Raw genomic sequence first — 21,662 nt, forward strand, 5'->3', positions numbered from 1 at the left:
CCACCCCCCCCCCCCCCCCCCCCCCCCCCCCCCCCCCCCGCCCCCCCCGCCACTGCCCCGCCACGGCGCCAGTAAAGCCGACGGGGCCCCGACCGCTCCAGCGATCGGGGCCCCGTACCAGGACTGTTATAGGAGCTCACACACCCGAACCTGCGGGTACGGAGTCGGTCGCCTCCGTCCACAGATCCTGCTCGGCGCGATCCGCCTGGATCTGGCGGTACACGAGGAGCCCGCCGATGGCGGCCAGTGCGACCAGGAGCAGCTTCTTCACCGCGCTACCTCGTCTCTTTCTTGACGTAGGGGACCTCTGGCGCCCGATGATACACACCGACCGATACCGATCGGTGACCTATGACCGGCATTGGCCGATGAGAAACCGGGAAGGAAGCAGGGATCAACTTCCTGCCCCCATACGACATCAGCCTGGACGGAGAGGATCTCCATCCAGGCTGATCGCGACGGTGGGGCTAACAGGACTTGAACCTGTGGCCTCTTCCTTATCAGGGAAGCGCTCTAACCGTCTGAGCTATAGCCCCGCGCTGCACCGAAAGATTAGCGCACCACCTGCCCTGTCCCAAAATCGGTAACGGGCGGACCGCTACTCGTCCTCGGCCAAGGTCAGCTCGACGCCGCCCACGAAGCCCGCCGACAGGTTGTAGATGAAGGCCCCGAGCGTGGCCAGCGCGGTCGCCAGCACCACATTGATCACGGCGATGATCCCGGTGAACCCCAGGACACGCGGAAGCGACAGGAAGGACTGCAAGTCGAATCCGCTGCCCTTCCGCGACTCCGTGGCGTCGCTGATGGTGCCGCCCACCGCGCTGAAGACGCCCATGGCGTCCATGACCATCCACAGCACCGCCACCGCGATCACGGTGCAGATCCCCAGCGCGATCGCCAGCAGGAAGCTGACCTTCATGACCGACCACGGATCGACCTTGGCGACCCGCAGCCGCGCCTTACGGGTCCGCGGCGCCGGACGGGCCCCCGCGGACGTACGCGGGCGGCGGACGGCCGTGGCGGCCTGCTGCTGCCCCGTCTGGGCGGCCTGGGCCGACTGCCCGGGCACCGAACCGCCTCGCCCGGCCCCGCCGCCGGGCGGCGGGGCGTATGCCTGCGGCGGGTGGTACGGCTGCGCGGGCTGGGCCGGGGCAGCGCGCTCGTTGGGGAGCGGGCTGGAGTACTGGGGCTTGGGGTGCGGATCGCGCTGCGGCCGCAGCTTCCGGGTCTCGGTCACCGCCGCGGGGGCGGAGTCCCCGGCCGGGCCACGGGCGCCGTCCCCAGCGGTATGACCGCCCGTCGGGGCTCCTGATCCCGGACGCCCTCCGGCGTCCGCACCGCCGCCCGCGGCACCCGTGGCTCCACTCACGACTTACTCCTCGGTCTCGTCGGCCGGGGGCGCTGTGCCCTCGGCCGCCTCGGACTCGGCCTCCTCGGCCGGCGCGTTCACGGCCGCGGTTTCTTCCTCGACCTCTTCGGCCTCACGACCGGCCTCGGCGTTCCGGGCGACGCCGACGACGGCATCGCGCTTGCCCAGGTTGATCAGTTGGACGCCCATGGTGTCACGGCCCGTCTCCCTGACCTCATTGACCCGGGTGCGGATCACGCCACCGCTGAGCGTGATGGCGAGGATCTCATCGGTCTCCTCGACCACCAGCGCCCCGACCAGGGAACCACGGTCCTCGACGATCTTCGCCGCCTTGATCCCGAGACCACCGCGCCCCTGGACGCGGTACTCATCGACATCGGTCCGCTTCGCGTACCCGCCGTCGGTGGCGGTGAACACGAACGTACCGGGCCGGACGACATTCATCGAGAGGAGCTCGTCACCCTCGCGGAAGCTCATGCCCTTCACACCGGAGGTCGCGCGCCCCATCGGCCGCAGCGAGTCGTCGGTCGCCGTGAACCGGATCGACTGGGCCTTCCTGCTGATCAGCAGCAGATCGTCCGCGGAGGAGACCAGTTCGGCGCCGATCAGCTCGTCCTCGCGGCCGTCCTCCATCTCCCGGAGGTTGATCGCGATCACACCGCCCGAGCGGGGCGAGTCGTAGTCCTTCAGCGGAGTCTTCTTCACCAGGCCGGACTTGGTGGCCAGCACCAGATACGGCACCGCCTCGTAGTCCCGGATGGCGAGAATCCGCGCGATCTTCTCATCGGGCTGGAAGGCCAGCAGATTCGCCACGTGCTGACCGCGCGCGTCACGTCCCGCGTCCGGCAGCTCGTACGCCTTCGCCCGGTAGACCCGGCCCTTGTTGGTGAAGAACAGCAGCCAGTGGTGGGTGGTCGAGACGAAGAAGTGGGAGACGATGTCGTCCTGCTTCAGCTTCGTCCCGCGCACGCCCTTGCCGCCGCGCTTCTGCGAGCGGTAGTCCTCGGTCTTGGTGCGCTTCACATAGCCGCCACGCGTGATCGTGACGACGATGTCCTCCTCGGCGATCAGGTCCTCGATGGACATGTCGCCGTCGAAGGGGACCAGCTTGGTGCGCCGGTCGTCGCCGAACTTCTCGACGATCGCGGTCAGCTCCTCGCTGATGATCTGCCGCTGCCGCTCGGGCGAGGCCAGGATCGCGTTGTACTCGTTGATCTTCGCCTGGAGCTCGTCGTGCTCCTGGACGATCTTCTGACGCTCCAGGGCGGCCAGCCGCCGCAGCTGCATCTCGAGGATCGCGTTCGCCTGGATCTCGTCGATCTCCAGCAGGCCCATCAGGCCCTCGCGCGCGGTCTCCACCGTGTCGCTGCGCCGGATCAGCGCGATGACCTCGTCGATCGCGTCCAGGGCCTTGAGCAGACCGCGCAGGATGTGCGCCCGCTCCTCGGCCTTGCGCAGCCGGAAGCGGGTCCGGCGGACGATGACCTCGATCTGGTGGGTGACCCAGTTGCGGATGAACGCGTCCAGCGAGAGGGTGCGCGGCACACCGTCGACCAGCGCCAGCATGTTGGCGCCGAAGTTGGTCTGCAGATCGGTGTGCTTGTAGAGGTTGTTGATGACGACCTTGGCGACCGCGTCCCGCTTGAGCACGATGACCAGGCGCTGGCCGGTGCGCGATGAGGTCTCGTCGCGGACGTCGGCGATGCCGCCGACCCTGCCGTCCTTCACCAGGTCGGCGATCTTCTGCGCGAGGTTGTCCGGGTTCACCTGGTACGGCAGCTCGGTGACCACCAGGCACTGCCGGCCCTGGATCTCCTCGACCTCCACCACCGCGCGCATGGTGATCGAGCCGCGCCCGGTGCGGTACGCCTCCTCGATGCCCTTACGGCCGACGACCAGCGCGCCGGTCGGGAAGTCCGGGCCCTTGATCCGGTCGACCAGGGCGTCGAGCAGCTCCTCCTGGGTGGCCTGCGGGTTGGCCAGAAACCACTGGGCGCCCTCGGCGACCTCGCGCAGGTTGTGCGGCGGGATGTTGGTGGCCATGCCGACCGCGATCCCCGCCGAGCCGTTGACCAGCAGGTTCGGGATGCGCGACGGCAGGACCGTCGGCTCCTGGTTACGGCCGTCGTAGTTGTCCTGGAAATCGACGGTGTCCTCGTCGATGTCCCGGAGCATCTCCATGGCCAGCGGCGCCATCTTGCACTCGGTGTACCGCATGGCCGCCGCGGGGTCGTTGCCCGGGGAGCCGAAGTTGCCGTTGGAGTCGACCAGCGGCATCCGCATGGACCACGGCTGGGCCAGCCGCACCAGCGCGTCGTAGATCGACGAGTCGCCGTGCGGGTGGTAGGTGCCCATGACGTCGCCGACGACGCGGGCGCACTTGTAGAAGCCCTTCTCGGGGCGGTACCCGCCGTCGTACATCGCGTACAGCACCCGGCGGTGCACCGGCTTGAGGCCGTCCCGGACGTCGGGCAGCGCACGGCTCACGATCACGCTCATCGCGTAGTCGAGGTACGAGCGCTGCATCTCCGTCTCGAGGCCCACCGGCTCGACGCGGAGTGCGGCGCCCTCGGCGAGCTCGTCGGGGGTCAGGTCGTCGGGCGTGTTCGGGGTGTTCTCGTCGGCCATTGCTGGTCAAAGTCCTTCTGTCGTCTGCGGCTGGGGGCCGACTCAGATGTCGAGGAAGCGGACATCCTTGGCGTTGCGCTGGATGAACGAGCGCCGTGCCTCGACGTCCTCGCCCATGAGGACCGAGAACAGGTCGTCGGCCTGGGCCGCGTCGTCCAGCGTGACCTGGCCGAGGACGCGGTGGTCCTGGTCCATCGTGGTCACTCGCAGCTCTTCGGCGTTCATCTCGCCCAGACCCTTGAAGCGCTGGACGGAGTCGTCCCTGATCCGCTTGCCCTGCTCCCGGCCGGCCTGGATCAGCGCGTCCCGCTCCCGGTCCGAGTACGCGTACTCGACCTCGTCCCGGCCCCACTTGATCTTGTAGAGGGGCGGACGGGACAGGAAGACATGCCCCGCCTCGACCAGCGGGCGCATAAAACGGAAGAGGAAGGTCAGCAGCAGGGTGTTGATGTGCTGGCCGTCGACATCGGCGTCCGCCATCAAGATGATCTTGTGATAGCGGAGCTTGGCGATGTCGAAGTCCTCGTGCACCCCGGTGCCGAAGGCGGAGATCAGCGCCTGGACCTCGTTGTTCTGGAGGATCTTGTCGACCCGGGCCTTCTCGACGTTGAGGATCTTGCCTCGGATCGGGAGGATCGCCTGGTACTGCGGGTTGCGGCCGGACTTGGCCGAGCCGCCGGCGGAGTCACCCTCGACGATGAAGATCTCGCACTTCGACGGGTCGTTGGACTGGCAGTCGCTCAGCTTGCCCGGCAGCGAAGCGGTCTCCAGCAGCCCCTTGCGACGGGTCAGATCGCGCGCCTTACGGGCCGCGACGCGGGCCGTGGCCGCCTGGATGCCCTTGCGGACGATGTCCGCCGCCTCGTTGGGGTTGCGGTCCAGCCAGTCGGCGAGATGCTCGTTGACGATCTTCTGGACGAAGGTCTTGGCCTCCGTGTTGCCCAGCTTGGTCTTGGTCTGGCCCTCGAACTGCGGCTCGCCCAGCTTCACCGAGATGATCGCGGTCAGGCCCTCGCGGATGTCCTCACCGGTGAGGTTGTCGTCGCGCTCCCGGAGCAGCTTCTTGTCGCGCGCGTACTTGTTGATCAGGTACGTCAGCGCGGCGCGGAAGCCCTCCTCGTGGGTGCCGCCCTCATGGGTGTGGATGGTGTTCGCGAAGCTGTAGACACCCTCGGTGTACTGCGCGTTCCACTGCATCGCGAGTTCGAGGGAGAGCATCCGCTCCTTGTCCTCGGCCTCGAAGCCGATCACCGTGGGGTGGACCAGCTCGCCCTTGCGGGAGTTGAGGTAGGTGACGAAGTCGACGATGCCGCCCTCGTAGTGGTACTTCACGGAGAGCGGCTTGCCCTCCTCGTCCACATGGGCCTCGCGCTCGTCCGTCAGCGAGATGGACAGGCCCTTGTTGAGGAACGCCATCTCCTGGAAGCGCCGGGCCAGCGTCTCGAAGGAGTACTCGGTGGTCTCGAAGACGTCCGGGTCCGCCCAGAAGGTGACCGTGGTGCCGGTCTCCTCCGTGGCCTCGTTCCGGGCCAGGGGCGCGGTCGGCGCTCCCGTCTTGTAGTCCTGGGTCCAGCGGTAGCCGTCCGTCCTGACCTCGACTGACACCTTCGACGAGAGGGCGTTGACGACGGAGACGCCGACGCCGTGCAGACCGCCGGAGACGGCGTAGCCGCCGCCGCCGAACTTGCCTCCCGCGTGCAGCACGGTCAGCACGACCTCCACGGCCGGCTTCCCCTCCGAGGGGACGATGCCCACGGGGATGCCGCGGCCGTTGTCCACGACGCGGACGCCGCCGTCGGCGAGGATCGTGACCTCGATGGTGTCCGCGTGACCGGCCATGGCCTCGTCGACGGAGTTGTCGACGACCTCCTGGACGAGGTGGTGCAGGCCGCGCTCACCGGTGGAACCGATGTACATACCGGGTCGCTTGCGGACCGCCTCCAGCCCCTCCAGAACGGTGATCGCACTGGCGTCGTACGACGGCGGAGCCAGGGCCTCGCCGTCGGGCGTGGACGGGATGTTTTCGATGGGGTTGCCGGAATCGGCCACGAAGCGCCCTTTCTGGCACAGCACAAGCCGTCTCCGGGCAGGCGGGAGCGGCTGCGTCGTTCAACATGTGTCCGCAAGCGCTCGGTGCGCCAGCGGCGACGGTGTACGGCCCCAGTCTACCGGTAGCGCCGACAAGAATGGGGGCTTGCTGCCGCCTGAGTCCGCATGTGCCGCCCTGAACCGGCCGCCAGCGACTCCCCATATGCGGGGACGGGCTCCAAGAGGCTCACGCCGCCACTCAGCGCTTCGAGCTGTCAACCACCGGCTACCGTGACCGGGGTCTCAGCAGTCACCCTGTTACCCCCGGTTAACACCAGCGCTCGAACCCCGGTCAGCCGTAGGTGTCACCCGGGCCCGTGGAGCCCGGGGAACGCAGTTGGCCGTAGCGCCGGGGCGGGCCGCCGGGGCCCAGAACCTTGATCAGCTTCACCGTGCCCTGGCCCAGATCGGCGTTGAGCCGGGCCACGAGCTGGGGCGCGAGCAGCCGCAGCTGGGTCGCCCACGCCGTGGAGTCACAGCGCACCGTGAGCACCCGGGCGTCCTCGTCATAGCGCTGGGGCTCGCAGTGCTGGGCCACCTCGGGGCCCACCATCTGGGGCCAGCGGCCCATCACCCCGCCGACCGCGGCCGGGGTCTCCCAGCCACGCTCGGTGATCAGACGGTTGATCGCCGCACCGAGCGGAAGCGGATCGCGGCCATCGGCGCGTGCGCCGGAGCGCAGGCCCCCTCTGCGCGCCTGCTTCTTCTGCTGGGCCGCGGCTCCCCGGGCGCGTGCCTGCTCCTTGGCGGCGCGCAGCGCCACTCGCGCGAGATCGACGCCCGAGGGCTCCGGCACCGGCGAGGACCCGGGCGCCGCCGAGGGCCGGTCCGTCCCGTCCGTCATACGCGCCGCACCTCGCCCTCGGACACCGCGAAGCGCGTACCGGTCAGCACATGCGGGACGTCGTCCTCCACCGCCGCGGTCACCAGCACCTGCTCCCCGGGGGCGACCAGCTCGGCCAGCCGCTCCCGGCGCCGCGTGTCCAGCTCCGCGAAGACGTCGTCGAGCACCAGCACCGGCTCGCCCGCCTCGGTGCGCAGCAGATCGTAGGAGGCCAGCCGCAGGGCGAGGGCGTACGACCAGGACTCGCCATGGCTGGCGTAGCCCTTCGCGGGGAGCCGGCCCAGTTTGAGCACCAGATCGTCGCGGTGCGGGCCCACCAGCGTGACCCCGCGCTCGATCTCCTGCTTACGGGCCTCGGTGAGGGCTGCCATCAGCAGCTCGTACAGCTCCTCGCGGCTGCCCGCGTCGGCCAGCCCCTCGCCTGCCGAGCCGCGGTACTCCAGCAGCACGGGGCCGCCGCCGGGGGCGAGTTGCTCGTACGCCTTGTCGGCGAGCGGCTGGAGCACGGAGATCAGATCGAGCCGCTGGGCGAGCAACTCGGCACCGGTCCGGGCCAGATGCTGGTCCCAGACGTCGAGGGTGGACAGCGCCGCGTCGCCGCCCCCGCCGCGCGAACCGTGGCGCCGGGCCAGGGCGGCGGTCTTCAGCAGGGTGTTGCGCTGCTTCAGCACCCGGTCGTAGTCGGAGCGGACCCCCGCCATCCGGGGCGCCCGCGCGGTGATCAGCTCGTCGAGGAACCGGCGGCGCTCGCCCGGATCGCCCTTGACCAGGGCCAGATCCTCGGGCGCGAACAGCACCGACCGCAGTATCCCCAGCACATCACGCGGCTTGACCTGCGACGATCGATTGATCCGGGCGCGATTGGCCCGGCCCGGGTTGAGCTCGAGCTCGATCAGCTGCTGCCGGTCGCCCTGGACGACCGCGGCCCGGACCACGGCCCGCTCCGCGCCCATGCGCACCAGCGGGGCGTCGGAGGAGACCCGGTGGCTGCCGAGGGTGGCGAGATAGCCGACGGCCTCGACGAGATTGGTCTTGCCCTGGCCGTTGGGCCCGACGAAGGCCGTGACGCCCGGGTCGAGTGCCACCTCGGCCCGGGCGTACGAGCGGAAGTCGGCGAGCGAGAGATGCGTGACGTGCATGGTGGGCTGCGCCGACCTCCCCCGGCAGTACTGCTTGCTTCCGACCCCGAGGGGTGGTTACTTCTCGTTGCTCTCGACCGCGTGGCCCCCGAACTGATTGCGCAGTGCGGCGACCATCTTCATCTGCGGCGAGTCCTCCTGGCGGGAGGCGAACCGGGCGAAGAGCGACGCGGTGATCGCGGGCAGCGGCACCGCGTTGTCGATCGCGGCCTCCACGGTCCAGCGGCCCTCCCCGGAGTCCTCCGCGTAGCCCCGCAGCTTGCCCAGGTGCTCGTCCTCGTCCAGGGCGCGGACGGCCAGGTCCAGCAGCCAGGAGCGGATGACCGTGCCTTCCTGCCAGGAGCGGAAGACCTCGCGGACGTCGGTGACCGAGTCCACCTTCTCCAGCAGCTCCCAGCCCTCGGCGTACGCCTGCATCATCGCGTACTCGATGCCGTTGTGGACCATCTTGGCGAAGTGGCCCGCGCCGACCTTGCCGGCGTGGACGGCGCCGACCTCGCCCTCGGGCTTGAGCGCGTCGAAGATCGGCTGGACCCGGGCCACATGCTCGGCGGCGCCGCCGTACATCAGCGCGTAGCCGTTCTCCAGACCCCAGACGCCACCGGAGACGCCGCAGTCGACGAAGCCTATGCCCTTGGCGTTGAGCTGCTCGGCGTGCTTCTCGTCGTCGGTCCAGCGGGAGTTCCCGCCGTCCACGACGATGTCGCCGGGCGACAGCAGCTCGGCCAGCTCATCGATGGTGATCTGAGTGGGGACGCCCGCCGGGACCATGACCCACACCACTCGCGGGCCCTTGAGGTTGTTGACGAGCTCATCGAGGCTGTGGACATCGGCGACGTCCGGGTTGCGGTCGTATCCGATGACGGTGTGGCCTGCGCGGCGAATGCGCTCGCGCATGTTGCCGCCCATCTTGCCGAGGCCGATGAGACCGAGCTCCATCAGTGATCCTTTGTGCCGTAGTCCGTTGCGTTTCGCGGTGAATCCGAGCCTACGCCCGCGGGTAACCGCACAGATGTGGGCTACACCCGCTCATTCGCTCGGCTTTCAGCCACTCAGCCGGACCGGCATGATCAGGTACTTGTACGCCTCGTCCGCCTCGGCGTCCATGGCGGGCTTGCCACTCAGCAGGGCGGGCTTGGTCGAGGTGGTGAACGACAGCTGGGCGACCGGCGAGTCGATCGCGCTGAGGCCGTCCAGCAGGAACGTCGGGTTGAAGGCGATCGAGATGTCGTCGCCGTCGAGCTGGGCGTCCACCCTTTCCACAGCCTGTGCGTCGTCGCTGGATCCGGCCTCCAGGATCAGCACGCCCTGCTCGAAGGTGAGCCGCACCGGGGTGTTGCGCTCGGCGACCAGGGCCACACGCTTGACAGCCTCGACGAACGGGGGGGTCTCGATCACCGCGACCGAGTTGAACTCGGTGGGGAAGAGCGTGCGGTACTTCGGCAGGTCGCCCTCGAGCAGCCGGGTGGTCGTACGGCGCCCGGCGCCCTCGAAGCCGATCAGACCCTCGCCCGCACCCGAGCCGGAGAGCGCGAGCGCGACGGTGTCACCGCTGGTCAGCGACTTGGCGGTGTCGAGGAGCGTCTTGGCGGGCACCAGCGCGACGGCGGAGATGTCGGGGGTCTCGGGCTTCCACAGGAACTCGCGGACCGCGAAGCGGTAGCGGTCGGTGGAAGCCAGCGTGACGGTGTCGCCCTCGATCTCGATCCGCACACCCGTGAGCACCGGCAGGGTGTCGTCACGGCCGGCGGCGATGGCGACCTGGGCCGCGGCGGCGGCGAAGACCTCACCGGGGACGGTGCCCGTCGCGGTCGGCATCTGCGGCAGCGCCGGGTACTCCTCCACAGGCAGGGTGTGGAGTGTGAATCGCGAGGAGCCGCAGACGACGGTCACCCGCACCCCGTCGCTGGAGATCTCCACGGGGCGGTTGGGGAGGGCGCGGCAGATGTCGGCGAGGAGGCGGCCGGAGACGAGGACGGTGCCGTCGTCCTCGATGTCGGCCTCCACCGAGACGCGGGCCGAGACCTCGTAGTCGAAGCCGGAGAGGCTGAGTGCGCCTTCCTCCGCCTTCATCAGGATCCCCGCGAGCACGGGCACCGGCGGTCGGGCCGGGAGGCTGCGGGCCGTCCAGGCCACTGCCTCCGCGAGTACATCGCGCTCCACCCGGATCTTCACCGTTAGCCGCCTCCTGCTGTTGCTGGCTCGCCCTGCTGGCCTTCGTCGTCGACTGTGTCGCCGGAGACCAGTCTGACGCACGCCGCCGACAGTCGGTGCGGCTCGGGGTCAAGTCGGTGCGCGGGGTGTCGGGCGGCTCGGCCCGAGGTTGTGCACAGGCCCCACTTCGAAGCGATTTCCTCGCTATCTCTATGTGGTCGTAGTAGTAGGCCCTGTGGAAACCGTGGAAAACTCAATCAGCCCTGGTCAGAGGCGATTTTTTGTCCACCGGGCCTGTGGGTGGAGGCGGTGGACAACCAGGGCTTTCTGTGGATGCCGAAGAGTTCTGCACATGCGATGCACAGACATCGCCCGGTTCTCCCCAGCGCCGTCCCCAGTTTTACCCACCTTCCCCACAGCCCAACCCGCCTCCTCGGTGTGACGCCTTTCACTCGGCCTGGTGACCGTGGCCGTTTCGTTGCCGAACAGTGGACAGCGGTGTGGAGAAGCTGTGGGCAACGGGCCTTTGGCTGTGGGTTGCCGGTGGACAAGCTGACGCGCGGCCTGTGGGCATCTCGATCATCCACAGTCTGTGGACTTCCGTTAGCCACAATTCCACAACCGGCTGACCTCGGGGGATCTCCTTTCCACCGGGCACCCTGTGGACACGATCGGGACAACTCCCATGTCCCCAGGGTGTGGACGGTGGATGAGCTGTGGATCTGTGGAGAACCTGGCTGGCCGGGCAGGGAATCGAACAGCTTCGTGGCGGTGAACGACGAGGGACCGCGATGTGACGAGGGAGGACGGCGAGGGGCAGCCAGGCGAGGACGGCTGAGGGCGCCCCGGGGAGGACGGCGAAGGGCGCACCGGGGAGACGACGAAGGGCAGGCCGGGGAGGACGACGAAGGGCGCCCCGGGAGATGTCCGTCCCGGAGCGCCCTTCAGCGGTTCGCGGTGGCCCTGCGGGCCCCTCTCAGCCGTTCTTGATGCGGTTGGTCAGCTCGGTCACCTGGTTGTAGATGGAGCGCCGCTCGGCCATCAGCGCCCTGATCTTGCGGTCGGCGTGCATCACCGTCGTATGGTCGCGGCCGCCGAACTGCGCGCCGATCTTGGGCAGCGAGAGATCGGTCAGCTCCCGGCAGAGGTACATCGCGATCTGCCGCGCGGTGACCAGCACCCTGCTGCGGGAGGCGCCGCACAGATCGTCGACCGTGTGCCCGAAGTAGTCGGCGGTCGCGGCCATGATCGCGGTGGCGGTGATCTCCGGGGCCGCGTCCTCGCCGCCGGGGATCAGATCCTTCAGCACGATCTCGGTGAGTCCGAGGTCCACCGGCTGCCGGTTCAGGCTCGCGAAGGCCGTCACCCTGATCAGCGCGCCCTCCAGCTCACGGATGTTGCGGGAGATCCGCGAGGCGATGAACTCCAGCACCTCCGGCGGCGCGTTCAGCTGCTCCTGCACCGCCTTCTTACGGAGGATCGCGATGCGGGTCTCCAGCTCCGGCGGCTGCACATCGGTGATCAGGCCCCACTCGAAACGGTTGCGGAGCCGGTCCTCCAGGGTGACCAGCTGCTTGGGCGGCCGGTCGGAGGAGAGCACGATCTGCTTGTTGGCGTTGTGGAGCGTATTGAAGGTGTGGAAGAACTCCTCCTGCGTCGACTCCTTGCTCGCCAGGAACTGGATGTCGTCGACCAGCAGGATGTCCATGTCGCGGTAGCGCTTGCGGAACGCGTCCGCCTTGCCGTCGCGGATGGAGTTGATGAACTCGTTGGTGAACTCCTCCGAGCTCACGTAGCGCACCCGGGTGCCGGGGTAGAGGCTGCGCGCGTAGTGCCCGATGGCATGCAGCAGGTGGGTCTTGCCGAGCCCGGACTCGCCGTAGATGAACAGCGGGTTGTACGCCTTGGCCGGCGCCTCGGCGACGGCGACCGCCGCGGCGTGCGCGAAGCGGTTGGACGCGCCGATGACGAAGGTGTCGAAGAGGTACTTGGGGTTCAGCCGCGCGGTCGGCTCACCGGGGCCGGACGCGGGCGCGGGCTGAGCGGCGAGCGGCCCGGGGGCGCCGGTCTGCGAGGGCAGCACGGGCGGTCCGCCGCGGGCCCGCTCGAGCGGGTCGGGCAGATCGTGGCGCTGCTCGTACGGCGGGCGCTCGGGGCCAGGACCGGGGCCGGGGATGCCACCGGGGCCGCCCGGCCCGGGGCGCTCGGGGCCAGGGCCGCGGTAGTCGCCGCGCGGCTGCTGCTCATACGGCTGCTGGTCATAGCCAGGCTGCTGGTCGTAGCCGGAGGAGGTGTGCTGGGAGGCGTACGGGTCGCTCTCGGGGAAGCCGCCGAGCCGGGGCTGCTGCCAGCCGTAGTCGTCACGGCCCCGCGGCCAGGCGCCCGGTTCGGGGCGCGGCTGGTGATACCCGGGGTACGCGGGGCGGGCCGACGGAAGGTCGTCCGGCGCCTGGCGGCCGTAGCCGTCCCGGCCGTCGTAGCCCTGGTCGTAGGACTCGCGCTGCTCGCGCTGGGGCTGCGGGGGGACGATCGGTTCGCCGGCGGACTCGTCCACGGTGATCGCGATGCGGATCGGGCGGCCGCACTCCCGGCTCAGCGTCTCGCTGACGACGGGGGCCAGCCGGCCTTCCAGTACGCCCTTGGCGAATTCATTGGGGACGGCGAGCAGCGCGGTGTCGGCGACCAGCGCGAGGGGCTGGCACCGCTTGATCCAGTGCTCGTCCTTGGCCTCGACGCCTTGTCCGCCCTGCCCGGAGCCCTCTCCCAGCAGCCGCTCGAGCACACGTGGCCACACTGCGGCAAGATCGGCGGGTACGTCAGCCACAGGGCACGCTCTCTCACTCGCTGGGTGGGGGACGCCGACAGGTCCCACGAATGCGTGGTTCTCGGGACGGGCGTGAAGGAATCGGAGCCCAGCCACGGTAGTCAGGCCGGGGTACGCGGTTCAAGTCGTTGTCCACAGGGTGTGTACAAATGTGCCATGCGATGTCGCCGGGCGTTCCCTTGCCCCTAGGCTGTGGGGGGATAGCGCGCTGTCAGGGTGTCGGCCACCGGTTTGACCGGATGGCGTAACCGCGCGTACCGTAACCAGGTCGAGTTGTCGATGGCTGCTGCCGCCTGCCTCCGATGGGCAAGGATTCACGGGCCGACTGATCCGTGGTCGTGAAGCGGTGCACTCGGGCGTATTGCGAGCTACTCGTGGGCGCACGGTGACAGCCAAGCGATAGACCGCCACCATCCGATTCATTTCTGGAGCCCCCGAGTGAGCAAGCGCACCTTCCAGCCGAACAACCGTCGTCGCGCGAAGACCCACGGCTTCCGGCTGCGGATGCGCACCCGTGCCGGCCGCGCGATCCTCGCGTCCCGCCGTGGCAAGGGTCGCGCCCGCCTGTCGGCCTGAGCAGCCTGACCCAAGGTCCATGACGTGCTGCCTACCGAACATCGGCTGAGGCGGCGCGAGGACTTCGCGGCCGCGGTACGCCGAGGACGCAGGGCCGGGCGCCCGCTCCTTGTCGTGCATCTTCGCAACGGCCTCACCAGCGGTGATACGGACCCGCACGCATCCGGGGAGAGTGCTCCTCCGGCGCGTGCGGGTTTCGTCGTGAGCAAGGCGATCGGCGGAGCCGTCGTCCGCAATCTGGTGAAGCGGAGACTGCGCCATCTGATGCGGGACCGCATCGACCGATTTCCCGCAGGTAGCCTTGTGGTCGTACGGGCGCTGCCCGGTGCGGGTGAGGCGGGTCACGACCAGCTGGCCCGCGATCTCGACACGGCAGTGCAGCGGCTACTGGGAGGGGTGCCGCGATGAAGTACCCGCTGCTGTGGTTGATCAAGCTGTACCAGTGGACCATCAGCCCGATGCTGGGACCGGTCTGCAAGTACTACCCGTCGTGCTCGCACTATGGCTATACGGCCATCAACCGGCACGGCGCGGTGAAAGGAACGGCGCTGACGGCCTGGCGCATCCTGCGCTGCAACCCATGGTCACTCGGTGGCGTCGACCACGTCCCGCCCCGGAAGCGTCCGGTGTGGCACCAGCGGCTGCGGAACCGCCTCGGCGGGCATCCGGCTGTGGAGCCTGCCGCACAGCCCGAGACCCAGCCCAAAGCCCAAGGAGCCTGATTCGTGGACACGATCCTCGGTCCTCTTTATGACGTAGTTTCCTGGATCATCGTCCAGTTCCACTCGTTCTACAGCTTGATCTTCGATCGGGACAGTGGCTGGGCGTGGGGTCTGTCCATCGTTTCGCTGGTGGTGCTGATCCGGATCTGCCTGATCCCGCTCTTCGTGAAGCAGATCAAGTCGACGCGGAACATGCAGGCGCTCCAGCCCAAGATGAAGGCGATCCAGGAGCGCTACAAGAGCGACAAGCAGCGCCAGTCCGAAGAGATGATGAAGCTCTACAAGGAGACGGGCACCAACCCGCTCTCGAGCTGTCTGCCGATCCTCGCGCAGTCGCCGTTCTTCATCTCGCTGTACCAGGTGCTCAACCACATCGCGAACAACAGGACGGTCGGTGTCATCGACCAGTCGCTGCTGGACAGCGCCCGTAACGCCCATATCTTCGGCGCTCCGCTGTCGGTGAAGTTCATGGACTCGGCCTCGAAGGTCGAATCCCTCGGCGCCTCGCTGACCGACGTCCGCATCGTGACGATCACCATGATCATCCTGATGTCGGCCTCGCAGTTCTTCACCCAGCGCCAGCTGATGACCAAGAACGTCGACCTCACGGTGAAGACGCCGTTCATGCAGCAGCAGAAGATGCTGATGTACGTCTTCCCGATCATGTTCGCCGTCTTCGGCATCAACTTCCCCGTCGGTGTCCTCGTCTACTGGCTGACCACCAACGTCTGGACCATGGGCCAGCAGATGTTCGTCATCCGCCGGAACCCGACCCCGGGCAGCGTGGCCTTCAAGGCCCGCCAGGAGCGGCTGCGGGCCAGTGGCAAGCTGAAGGAGGAGCCCGCCGAGGTCGCCGCGAAGGAGGCGGCCGACGTGGCGCGTGCCAACCGTCAGCAGCCCAAGCGCCAGACCAAGGCGCAGCGCTCCACGACCGGCCACAGCCGGGCCAGCTCGCAGTCGGCCCCCGCGGCCGCCACGGAGGAGACCACCGAGGCCAAGCCCGCCGAGAAGCAGGGCCCGGGGCAGAAGAAGGGCGCGCAGGGCGGCAAGCCGGCCGGCGGCGGCTCGGCTTCCGGCTCCTCCCGTGGCGCGAAGTCCGGCCAGCGCAAGGGCCAGCAGCGCCCCAAGCACCCGTCCAAGAAGTAACGAAGGAGTCCATCCGTGACGGAAGGCACCACCCCGGCAGCCGAGGGTGTCGACACCCTGTCCCGCCTTGAGCAGGAAGGGGAGATCGCGGCCGACTACCTCGAGGGGCTGCTGGACATCGCGGACCTCGACGGCGACATCGACATGGACGTCGAGGCCGATCGCGCAGCGGTGTCGATCATCAGCGACTCGACCAGCCGTGATCTGCAGAAGCTGGTCGGCCGCGATGGCGAGGTGCTGGAGGCCCTTCAGGAGCTGACCCGCCTCGCGGTGCACCGGGAGACCGGTGACCGCAGTCGGCTGATGCTCGACATCGCCGGATACCGGGCCCGTAAGCGTGCCGAGCTGACCGAGCTGGGTACCAAGGCGGCCGAGGAGGCGAAGGGCACCGGTCAGCCGGTGAAGCTCAAGGCGATGACGCCCTTCGAGCGGAAGGTCGTGCACGACGCCGTGGCCGCCGCCGGGCTGCGCAGCGAGTCCGAGGGCGAGGAGCCCCAGCGCTGCGTGGTCGTGCTTCCGGTCTGAAGCGGTTCCGCCTCGTGATCCACACGGCCCCGTCTGCACGCAGACGGGGCCGAATCTTGTCAGCCTTACATCATCGTTCAGCAGAGTGTTCGGTACGGAAGGACGGTCCCCGTGACGGAAGCAGCGGAGCTCCCCCCGGCGCCCCCCGAGGCAAGGGACGTATTCGGTGACCGTTTCCCGGAGGCTGTCCGCTACGGCGAGCTGCTGGCCGATGTGGGAGTGACCCGCGGGCTGATCGGCCCGCGCGAGGTGCCGCGGCTGTGGGAGCGGCATCTGCTGAACTGCGCCGTGCTCTCCGAAGTGGTGCCCGAGGGGGTCACCGTCTGCGATGTGGGGTCCGGGGCCGGGCTCCCCGGTATCCCGCTCGCCCTGACCCGTCCCGACCTCCAGATCACGCTGCTGGAGCCCTTGCTGCGCCGCACGAACTTTCTGCGGGAAGTGGTCGAGCTGCTGGGGCTGGAGCATGTGACGGTGGTGCGCGGCCGAGCCGAGGAGGTCCTCGGCAAGCTGACCCCGATGCATGTGGTGACGGCTCGGGCGGTGGCCCCGCTGGACCGGCTGGCCGGCTGGGGGGTTCCGCTGCTGCGCCCGTACGGCGAGATGCTGCTACTGAAGGGCGACACCGCCGAGGAGGAGCTGAAGCAGGCTCGGGCCGCGCTGGGCAAGCTGGGCGTGGTGGGGACCTCGGTGCTGCATGTCGGTGAGGGAGTGGTGGACCCGCCGTCCACGGTGGTGCGGGTCGAGGTCGGGGAGAGCCCCGGGGGTGTGCGCTTCGCGGCGAAGCGAGCCAAGGCGGCTCGCCGGTCACCGCGCCGTCGCCCCTGAATCAACGGCATTGCTCCATACAAGCTGGCAAAACTACACATACCGGAGTGTCGCGACCCATCGACGAGGTCTCCCGTGCATCGTGTTTCACGTGAAACGTCGCTCCCTGCTGCATGGAATCATCAGTCGCGGTCGTGCGGCGGCCTTGCCCCGCGACCGCCGACCCCGAATGAACGTGGATTCATCCACAGGAGAACGGGCCTCGCTGGTTCACGACCCCAAAAGCATGGCAGGCTCTGCTTATTGCGAGCCTGATGTCGAGGAGAGTGAATCCTTGCGGTCCGACGCCAACATCGCGGGGCCGATGACCGATCCGGTCCCCGGCCCCCGTACCGAATCGCCGGGGGAGGATGTTTCACGTGAAACGCCGCCTCCGATGGACGACACCCCTATCGGTCGCGCCGCTCAGCTGGCGGTCGAAGCCCTGGGCCGCGCCGGTGAGGGGTTGCCCAGGCCGGAGCAGACCCGGGTGATGGTGGTCGCCAACCAGAAGGGCGGGGTCGGGAAGACCACGACCACGGTCAATCTGGCCGCCTCGCTCGCCCTGCACGGTGGTCGCGTGCTGGTGATCGATCTCGACCCACAGGGCAATGCCTCGACGGCGCTGGGGATCGACCACCATGCCGAGGTTCCATCGATCTATGACGTGCTGGTCGACAGCAAACCGTTGTCCGATGTGGTGCAGCCGGTCCCGGACGTGGAGGGCCTCTTCTGTGCTCCGGCCACGATCGATCTCGCCGGCGCCGAGATCGAGTTGGTCTCCCTGGTGGCCAGGGAGAGCCGGCTCGAACGGGCCATCGAGGCGTATGAGCAGCCGCTGGACTACATCTTGATCGACTGCCCGCCCTCGCTGGGTCTGCTGACGGTCAATGCGCTGGTGGCCGGTGCGGAAGTGCTGATCCCGATCCAGTGCGAGTACTACGCGCTGGAGGGGCTGGGGCAGCTGCTGCGGAATGTGGATCTGGTGCGGGGCCATCTCAACCCCAAGCTCCATGTCTCGACGATCCTTCTCACCATGTACGACGGTCGCACTCGGCTGGCCTCCCAGGTCGCCGACGAGGTGCGGAGCCACTTCGGCGGTGAGGTGCTCCGGACGAGCATTCCCCGATCGGTGCGCATCTCCGAGGCCCCCAGCTATGGGCAGACCGTCCTCACCTATGACCCGGGGTCGAGTGGGGCGCTCTCCTATCTGGAGGCGGCCCGAGAGATCGCCCTCAGAGGTGTCGGCGTGCACTACGAAGCCCAGCACGCTCATGCCTTGCCCGAGCTCAGCCAGCACGACCAGCACAGCAGCATGCAGGAGGGGATTCAGTGAGTGAGCGACGCAGAGGACTGGGCCGTGGGCTCGGTGCCCTGATCCCTCCCGCGCCGAAGGGGGCGGACAACGCCGCGTCCTCGGCGGGGGCGGGAACGGTCACGACGACCGGGGCCACCACCTCACCGACGGCGGTCCCGGTGCTCACCCAGGAGCGCGGAGTGGCGGCGGCCAAGGTGGCCGGTCTGGCCACCCAGGCCGTTCCACAGGAAACCGAGCCGCCGGCGCCGCGAGAGCAGGAGCCCGAGGCCGCCGCCCCGGAGGCGATGCCGGAGGAGGTTGCCGGGGCCCACTTCGCCGAGCTGCCGCTGGACTTCATCACCCCCAACCCGCGGCAACCCCGCGAGGTCTTCGACGAGGACGCGCTCGCCGAACTGGTCACCTCGATCCAGGAGGTCGGTCTCCTCCAGCCCGTCGTCGTACGGCAGTTGGCGCCGGAGCGCTATGAGCTCATCATGGGCGAGCGCCGCTGGCGGGCCTGTCGTGAGGCCGGTCTGGAGAAGATCCCCGCGATCGTCCGGGCCACCGATGACGAGAAGCTCCTCCTGGACGCGCTGCTGGAGAACCTCCACCGGGCCCAGCTGAATCCGCTGGAAGAGGCGGCGGCGTACGACCAGCTGCTGAAGGACTTCAACTGCACGCATGACGAACTGGCCGACCGCATCGGGCGCTCGCGTCCGCAGGTCTCCAATACGCTGCGGCTGCTGAAGCTCTCCCCGTCCGTCCAGCGCAGGGTGGCCGCCGGGGTTCTCTCCGCGGGCCATGCGCGGGCGCTGCTCTCCGTGGACGACGCGGAGGAGCAGGACCGGCTGGCCCATCGCATCGTCGCTGAGGGGCTGTCGGTGCGTGCGGTGGAGGAGATCGTGACCCTGATGGGATCGCGCTCGGGCGGTACGACGAAGCCCAAGGGTCCGAGGGCGGGCGCGAGGGTGTCCCCCGCGCTCACGGATCTGGCTTCACGCCTCTCCGATCGGTTCGAGACGCGGGTGAAGGTCGACCTCGGTCAGAAGAAGGGAAAGATCGTCGTCGAGTTCGCCTCAATAGAGGATCTCGAGCGGATCCTGGGCTCGCTGGCCCCCGGTGAGGGGCCGGTGCTGGAGCAGCCGCTCTCCTCCGAGGACGGAGCGGCGGACGAGGACGAGTGAGGCGCTGTCCGTGCGGTCTCATACCGCATGGAAGAGCAGCGGGGGCGGGTCGCGTTCCGACATGGTCGGAACGCGACCCGCTGTTTGCCGAAGGGCGGTATCGGTGCAATCTCGGCACGGATACGATGCGATCAGGTAGGGCGGATCCATGTGGAGGCGCCGCATGTGGAGGGCAGGGCCATGCGATCGGTGAGCCGCACCGGACTGTTGGCCACAGGATTGGGCCTGGGAGCTGTCGGCGGTTTCGTCGGCAGTCTGCTCAGGGAGCGTAGTGCGCTGTCAGCCGCCCGGGGCGCGGCTGGCCACGGAAGTGAAGGACTGGCTTCATGGGGCGTCGGCTCGTACCGCTCACGCTGGACAACCTCCCGGACATCCCCAAGCGCTGCCGCGCCTGTGTCTTCTGGGAGCTCGATCCGGTCAGCGGCGAAGCAGCCGTAAGGGCCGGCCGGCCGGAGCTGGAGAAGGAGGCATGGATCTCCGCCGTTCTGCTGGAGTGGGGATCCTGCGGCCGGGTGGTCTATGTCGATGAGGTCCCGGTGGGCTTTGTGCTGTACGCGCCTCCGGCGTATGTACCGCGCTCCACGGCCTTCCCGACCAGTCCGGTCGCCGCGGATGCCGTCCAGCTGATGACGGCATGGCTGATGCCCGGATATCAGGGGCAGGGGCTGGGCCGGGTGATGGTGCAGACCGTCGCCAAGGATCTGATCCGCCGGGGCTTCAAGGCGGTGGAGGCGTTCGGGGACGCCACATGGAAGGAACCGGCGTGTGTGCTGCCCGCCGATCATCTGCTGGCCGTGGGCTTCAAGACCGTACGGCCGCATCCGCGCTACCCCCGGCTGAGGCTGGAGCTGAGAACGACGATCTCCTGGAAGGAGGATGTCGAGCTGGCGCTGGACCGGCTGCTCGGCGCCGTCCAGAAGGAGCCGGCGCTTCGGCCGCTGTAGCGGGTTCCACGTGAAACACGAAGGGGCTGCCCCGATGGGCAGCCCCTTCGTGTATGTGGGCGACGCGTGGAGTGCTCAGCCGATGAAGTCGGCCAGGTCGCGCTCGATGGCGGCCTTGGGCTTGGCGCCGACGATGGTCTTGGCGACCTCGCCGCCCTGGTAGACATTGAGCGTCGGGATGGACATCACGCCGTACTTGGCGGCCGTCGCCGGGTTCTCGTCGATGTTGAGCTTGGCGATGACGATCTTGTCGGGGTGCTCGGCCGCGATGGCCTCCAGGGAGGGGGCGATCTGGCGGCACGGACCGCACCAGGCGGCCCAGAAGTCGACGAGTACCGGCTTGTCGCTCTTGAGGACCTTCTCCTCGAAGTCGGCGTCCGTCACGGTGACCGTGGCACCGGCCATGGCAATCTCCTTAGTGAGTTGGTGCAGAGGTGGGAAGCGGAATCAGACGGTGGCGTCGCCCTGGCCCAGCGAGGCGAGGTACCGCTCGGCGTCCAGTGCCGCCGAGCAACCGGTACCGGCCGCGGTGATCGCCTGGCGGTAGGTGTGGTCCACGACATCGCCGGCGGCGAAGACACCGGGCAAGTTGGTCCGGGTGGTGGGCGCGTCCACCTTCAGGTACCCCTCGTCGTCCAGGCCCAGCTGGCCCTTGAACAGCTCGGTGCGCGGGTCGTGGCCGATCGCGATGAACAGTCCGGTGACCGGCAGCTCGGAGGTCTCGTCCTTCTTGACGTCGCGGAGGGTGAGACCGGAGAGCTTGCCGTCGCCGTGGATGTCCTCGACCACGCTGTCCCAGATGAACGAGATCTTCGGGTCGGCGAAGGCGCGCTCCTGCATCGCCTTGCTGGCGCGCAGGGTGTCCCGGCGGTGGACCACCGTGACCGACTTGGCGAACCGCGACAGGAAGGTCGCCTCCTCCAGGGCCGTGTCGCCGCCGCCGATGACGGCGATGTCCTGGTCCTTGAAGAAGAACCCATCACAGGTGGCACACCAGGAGACACCGCGGCCGGAGAGCTCGTCCTCGCGCGGCAGCCCCAGCTTGCGGTGCTGGGAGCCGGTGGCCACGATGACGGTCTTGGCGCGGTGGACCGTACCGGCGGAGTCGGTGACAGTCTTGATCTGCTCACTGAGATCGACCGCGGTCACGTCGTCCGGAACGAGCTCGGCGCCGAAGCGCTCGGCCTGGGCCCGCATGTTGTCCATCAGGTCGGGGCCCATGATCCCGTCCCGGAAGCCGGGGAAGTTCTCCACGTCGGTGGTGTTCATCAGGGCACCACCCGCGGTCACGGAGCCTTCGAAGACCAGCGGCTTCAGGGAAGCGCGGGCGGTGTAGAGCGCGGCCGTATAGCCCGCGGGCCCGGAACCGATGATGATCACGTTGCGGACGTCGCTCACGGATGTCTTCCTTGTCTCTG

At 68.7% G+C, this 21,662-nt stretch carries 20 protein-coding genes and 1 tRNA gene; 9 read left to right on the top strand and 12 right to left on the bottom strand.

Going from position 1 to position 21,662, the window contains the following annotated elements:
* Positions 1–136: 136 nt before the first annotated feature.
* The 10 genes from NP777_RS19905 to dnaA form a co-directional block, all read right to left on the bottom strand.
* Positions 137–271, bottom strand: coding sequence for a DLW-39 family protein (locus NP777_RS19905; protein ID WP_003958712.1), 135 nt, complete (start codon positions 269–271; stop codon positions 137–139).
* A gap of 191 nt (positions 272–462) precedes the next feature.
* Positions 463–536: transfer RNA gene (locus NP777_RS19910), tRNA-Ile, on the bottom strand.
* Positions 537–598: 62 nt separating this feature from the next.
* A complete protein-coding gene (locus NP777_RS19915) occupies positions 599–1,369 on the bottom strand; it encodes a DUF3566 domain-containing protein (protein ID WP_256651526.1) in 771 nt (256 codons plus the stop codon).
* Between the two features lie 3 nt (positions 1,370–1,372).
* Positions 1,373–3,997: a DNA gyrase subunit A gene (gyrA, locus tag NP777_RS19920; RefSeq protein ID WP_256651527.1), complete on the bottom strand. Its 2,625-nt coding sequence runs from the start codon at positions 3,995–3,997 to the stop codon at positions 1,373–1,375.
* Between the two features lie 42 nt (positions 3,998–4,039).
* On the bottom strand, positions 4,040–6,070 hold the full coding sequence (gene gyrB, locus NP777_RS19925) for a DNA topoisomerase (ATP-hydrolyzing) subunit B (protein WP_020869960.1): 2,031 nt from the start codon (positions 6,068–6,070) through the stop codon (positions 4,040–4,042).
* A 307-nt stretch (positions 6,071–6,377) separates the two neighbouring features.
* Complete coding sequence (locus NP777_RS19930) at positions 6,378–6,929, bottom strand: DUF721 domain-containing protein (protein WP_256651528.1); 552 nt, start codon at positions 6,927–6,929, stop codon at positions 6,378–6,380.
* Entirely contained in the window at positions 6,926–8,068 is a 1,143-nt protein-coding gene (recF, locus tag NP777_RS19935; protein WP_256651529.1) for a DNA replication/repair protein RecF, read from the bottom strand. Before recF ends, NP777_RS19930 begins: the two co-directional genes overlap by 4 nt.
* A gap of 57 nt (positions 8,069–8,125) precedes the next feature.
* Positions 8,126–9,007, bottom strand: coding sequence for a phosphogluconate dehydrogenase (NAD(+)-dependent, decarboxylating) (gnd, locus tag NP777_RS19940; RefSeq protein ID WP_256651530.1), 882 nt, complete (start codon positions 9,005–9,007; stop codon positions 8,126–8,128).
* 105 nt (positions 9,008–9,112) lie between these two features.
* Positions 9,113–10,243 (bottom strand): DNA polymerase III subunit beta, encoded by a 1,131-nt coding sequence (dnaN, locus tag NP777_RS19945; RefSeq protein ID WP_059143747.1) that lies wholly within the window; start codon positions 10,241–10,243, stop codon positions 9,113–9,115.
* Positions 10,244–11,198: 955 nt separating this feature from the next.
* Positions 11,199–13,046: a chromosomal replication initiator protein DnaA gene (gene dnaA, locus NP777_RS19950; protein WP_256651531.1), complete on the bottom strand. Its 1,848-nt coding sequence runs from the start codon at positions 13,044–13,046 to the stop codon at positions 11,199–11,201.
* Between the two features lie 438 nt (positions 13,047–13,484).
* Between dnaA and rpmH the strand changes: the two genes are divergently transcribed.
* The 9 genes from rpmH (at position 13,485) to NP777_RS19995 (ending at position 20,244) form a co-directional block, all read left to right on the top strand.
* Complete coding sequence (rpmH, locus tag NP777_RS19955) at positions 13,485–13,622, top strand: 50S ribosomal protein L34 (protein ID WP_003949374.1); 138 nt, start codon at positions 13,485–13,487, stop codon at positions 13,620–13,622.
* Positions 13,623–13,646: 24 nt separating this feature from the next.
* Entirely contained in the window at positions 13,647–14,030 is a 384-nt protein-coding gene (rnpA, locus tag NP777_RS19960) for a ribonuclease P protein component (RefSeq protein WP_256651532.1), read from the top strand.
* Complete coding sequence (yidD, locus tag NP777_RS19965; RefSeq protein ID WP_020869966.1) at positions 14,027–14,344, top strand: membrane protein insertion efficiency factor YidD; 318 nt, start codon at positions 14,027–14,029, stop codon at positions 14,342–14,344. Before rnpA ends, yidD begins: the two co-directional genes overlap by 4 nt.
* A 3-nt stretch (positions 14,345–14,347) precedes the next feature.
* A complete protein-coding gene (gene yidC, locus NP777_RS19970) occupies positions 14,348–15,490 on the top strand; it encodes a membrane protein insertase YidC (RefSeq protein ID WP_256651533.1) in 1,143 nt (380 codons plus the stop codon).
* 15 nt (positions 15,491–15,505) lie between these two features.
* Positions 15,506–16,015: a Jag family protein gene (locus NP777_RS19975; RefSeq protein ID WP_256651534.1), complete on the top strand. Its 510-nt coding sequence runs from the start codon at positions 15,506–15,508 to the stop codon at positions 16,013–16,015.
* 111 nt (positions 16,016–16,126) lie between these two features.
* Entirely contained in the window at positions 16,127–16,840 is a 714-nt protein-coding gene (gene rsmG / locus NP777_RS19980) for a 16S rRNA (guanine(527)-N(7))-methyltransferase RsmG (protein ID WP_256651535.1), read from the top strand.
* Positions 16,841–17,066: 226 nt separating this feature from the next.
* Positions 17,067–18,155: a ParA family protein gene (locus NP777_RS19985; protein ID WP_078956777.1), complete on the top strand. Its 1,089-nt coding sequence runs from the start codon at positions 17,067–17,069 to the stop codon at positions 18,153–18,155.
* Positions 18,152–19,300 (top strand): ParB/RepB/Spo0J family partition protein, encoded by a 1,149-nt coding sequence (locus NP777_RS19990; RefSeq protein WP_256651536.1) that lies wholly within the window; start codon positions 18,152–18,154, stop codon positions 19,298–19,300. The genes NP777_RS19985 and NP777_RS19990 overlap by 4 nt, the downstream gene beginning before the upstream one ends.
* A 326-nt stretch (positions 19,301–19,626) precedes the next feature.
* On the top strand, positions 19,627–20,244 hold the full coding sequence (locus tag NP777_RS19995) for a GNAT family N-acetyltransferase (protein WP_037954609.1): 618 nt from the start codon (positions 19,627–19,629) through the stop codon (positions 20,242–20,244).
* Between the two features lie 75 nt (positions 20,245–20,319).
* On the opposite strand, the gene trxA is transcribed toward NP777_RS19995, so the two are convergent.
* Both trxA and trxB read right to left on the bottom strand, forming a co-directional pair.
* Positions 20,320–20,649, bottom strand: a complete 330-nt coding sequence (gene trxA / locus NP777_RS20000) for a thioredoxin (protein ID WP_014061966.1) — start codon at positions 20,647–20,649, stop codon at positions 20,320–20,322.
* A 42-nt stretch (positions 20,650–20,691) separates the two neighbouring features.
* Entirely contained in the window at positions 20,692–21,642 is a 951-nt protein-coding gene (gene trxB / locus NP777_RS20005) for a thioredoxin-disulfide reductase (RefSeq protein ID WP_256651537.1), read from the bottom strand.
* Positions 21,643–21,662: the final 20 nt, after the last annotated feature.

Origin of the sequence: Streptomyces rugosispiralis (genome assembly GCF_024505145.1) — a bacterium.
GTDB lineage: Bacteria > Actinomycetota > Actinomycetes > Streptomycetales > Streptomycetaceae > Streptomyces > Streptomyces rugosispiralis.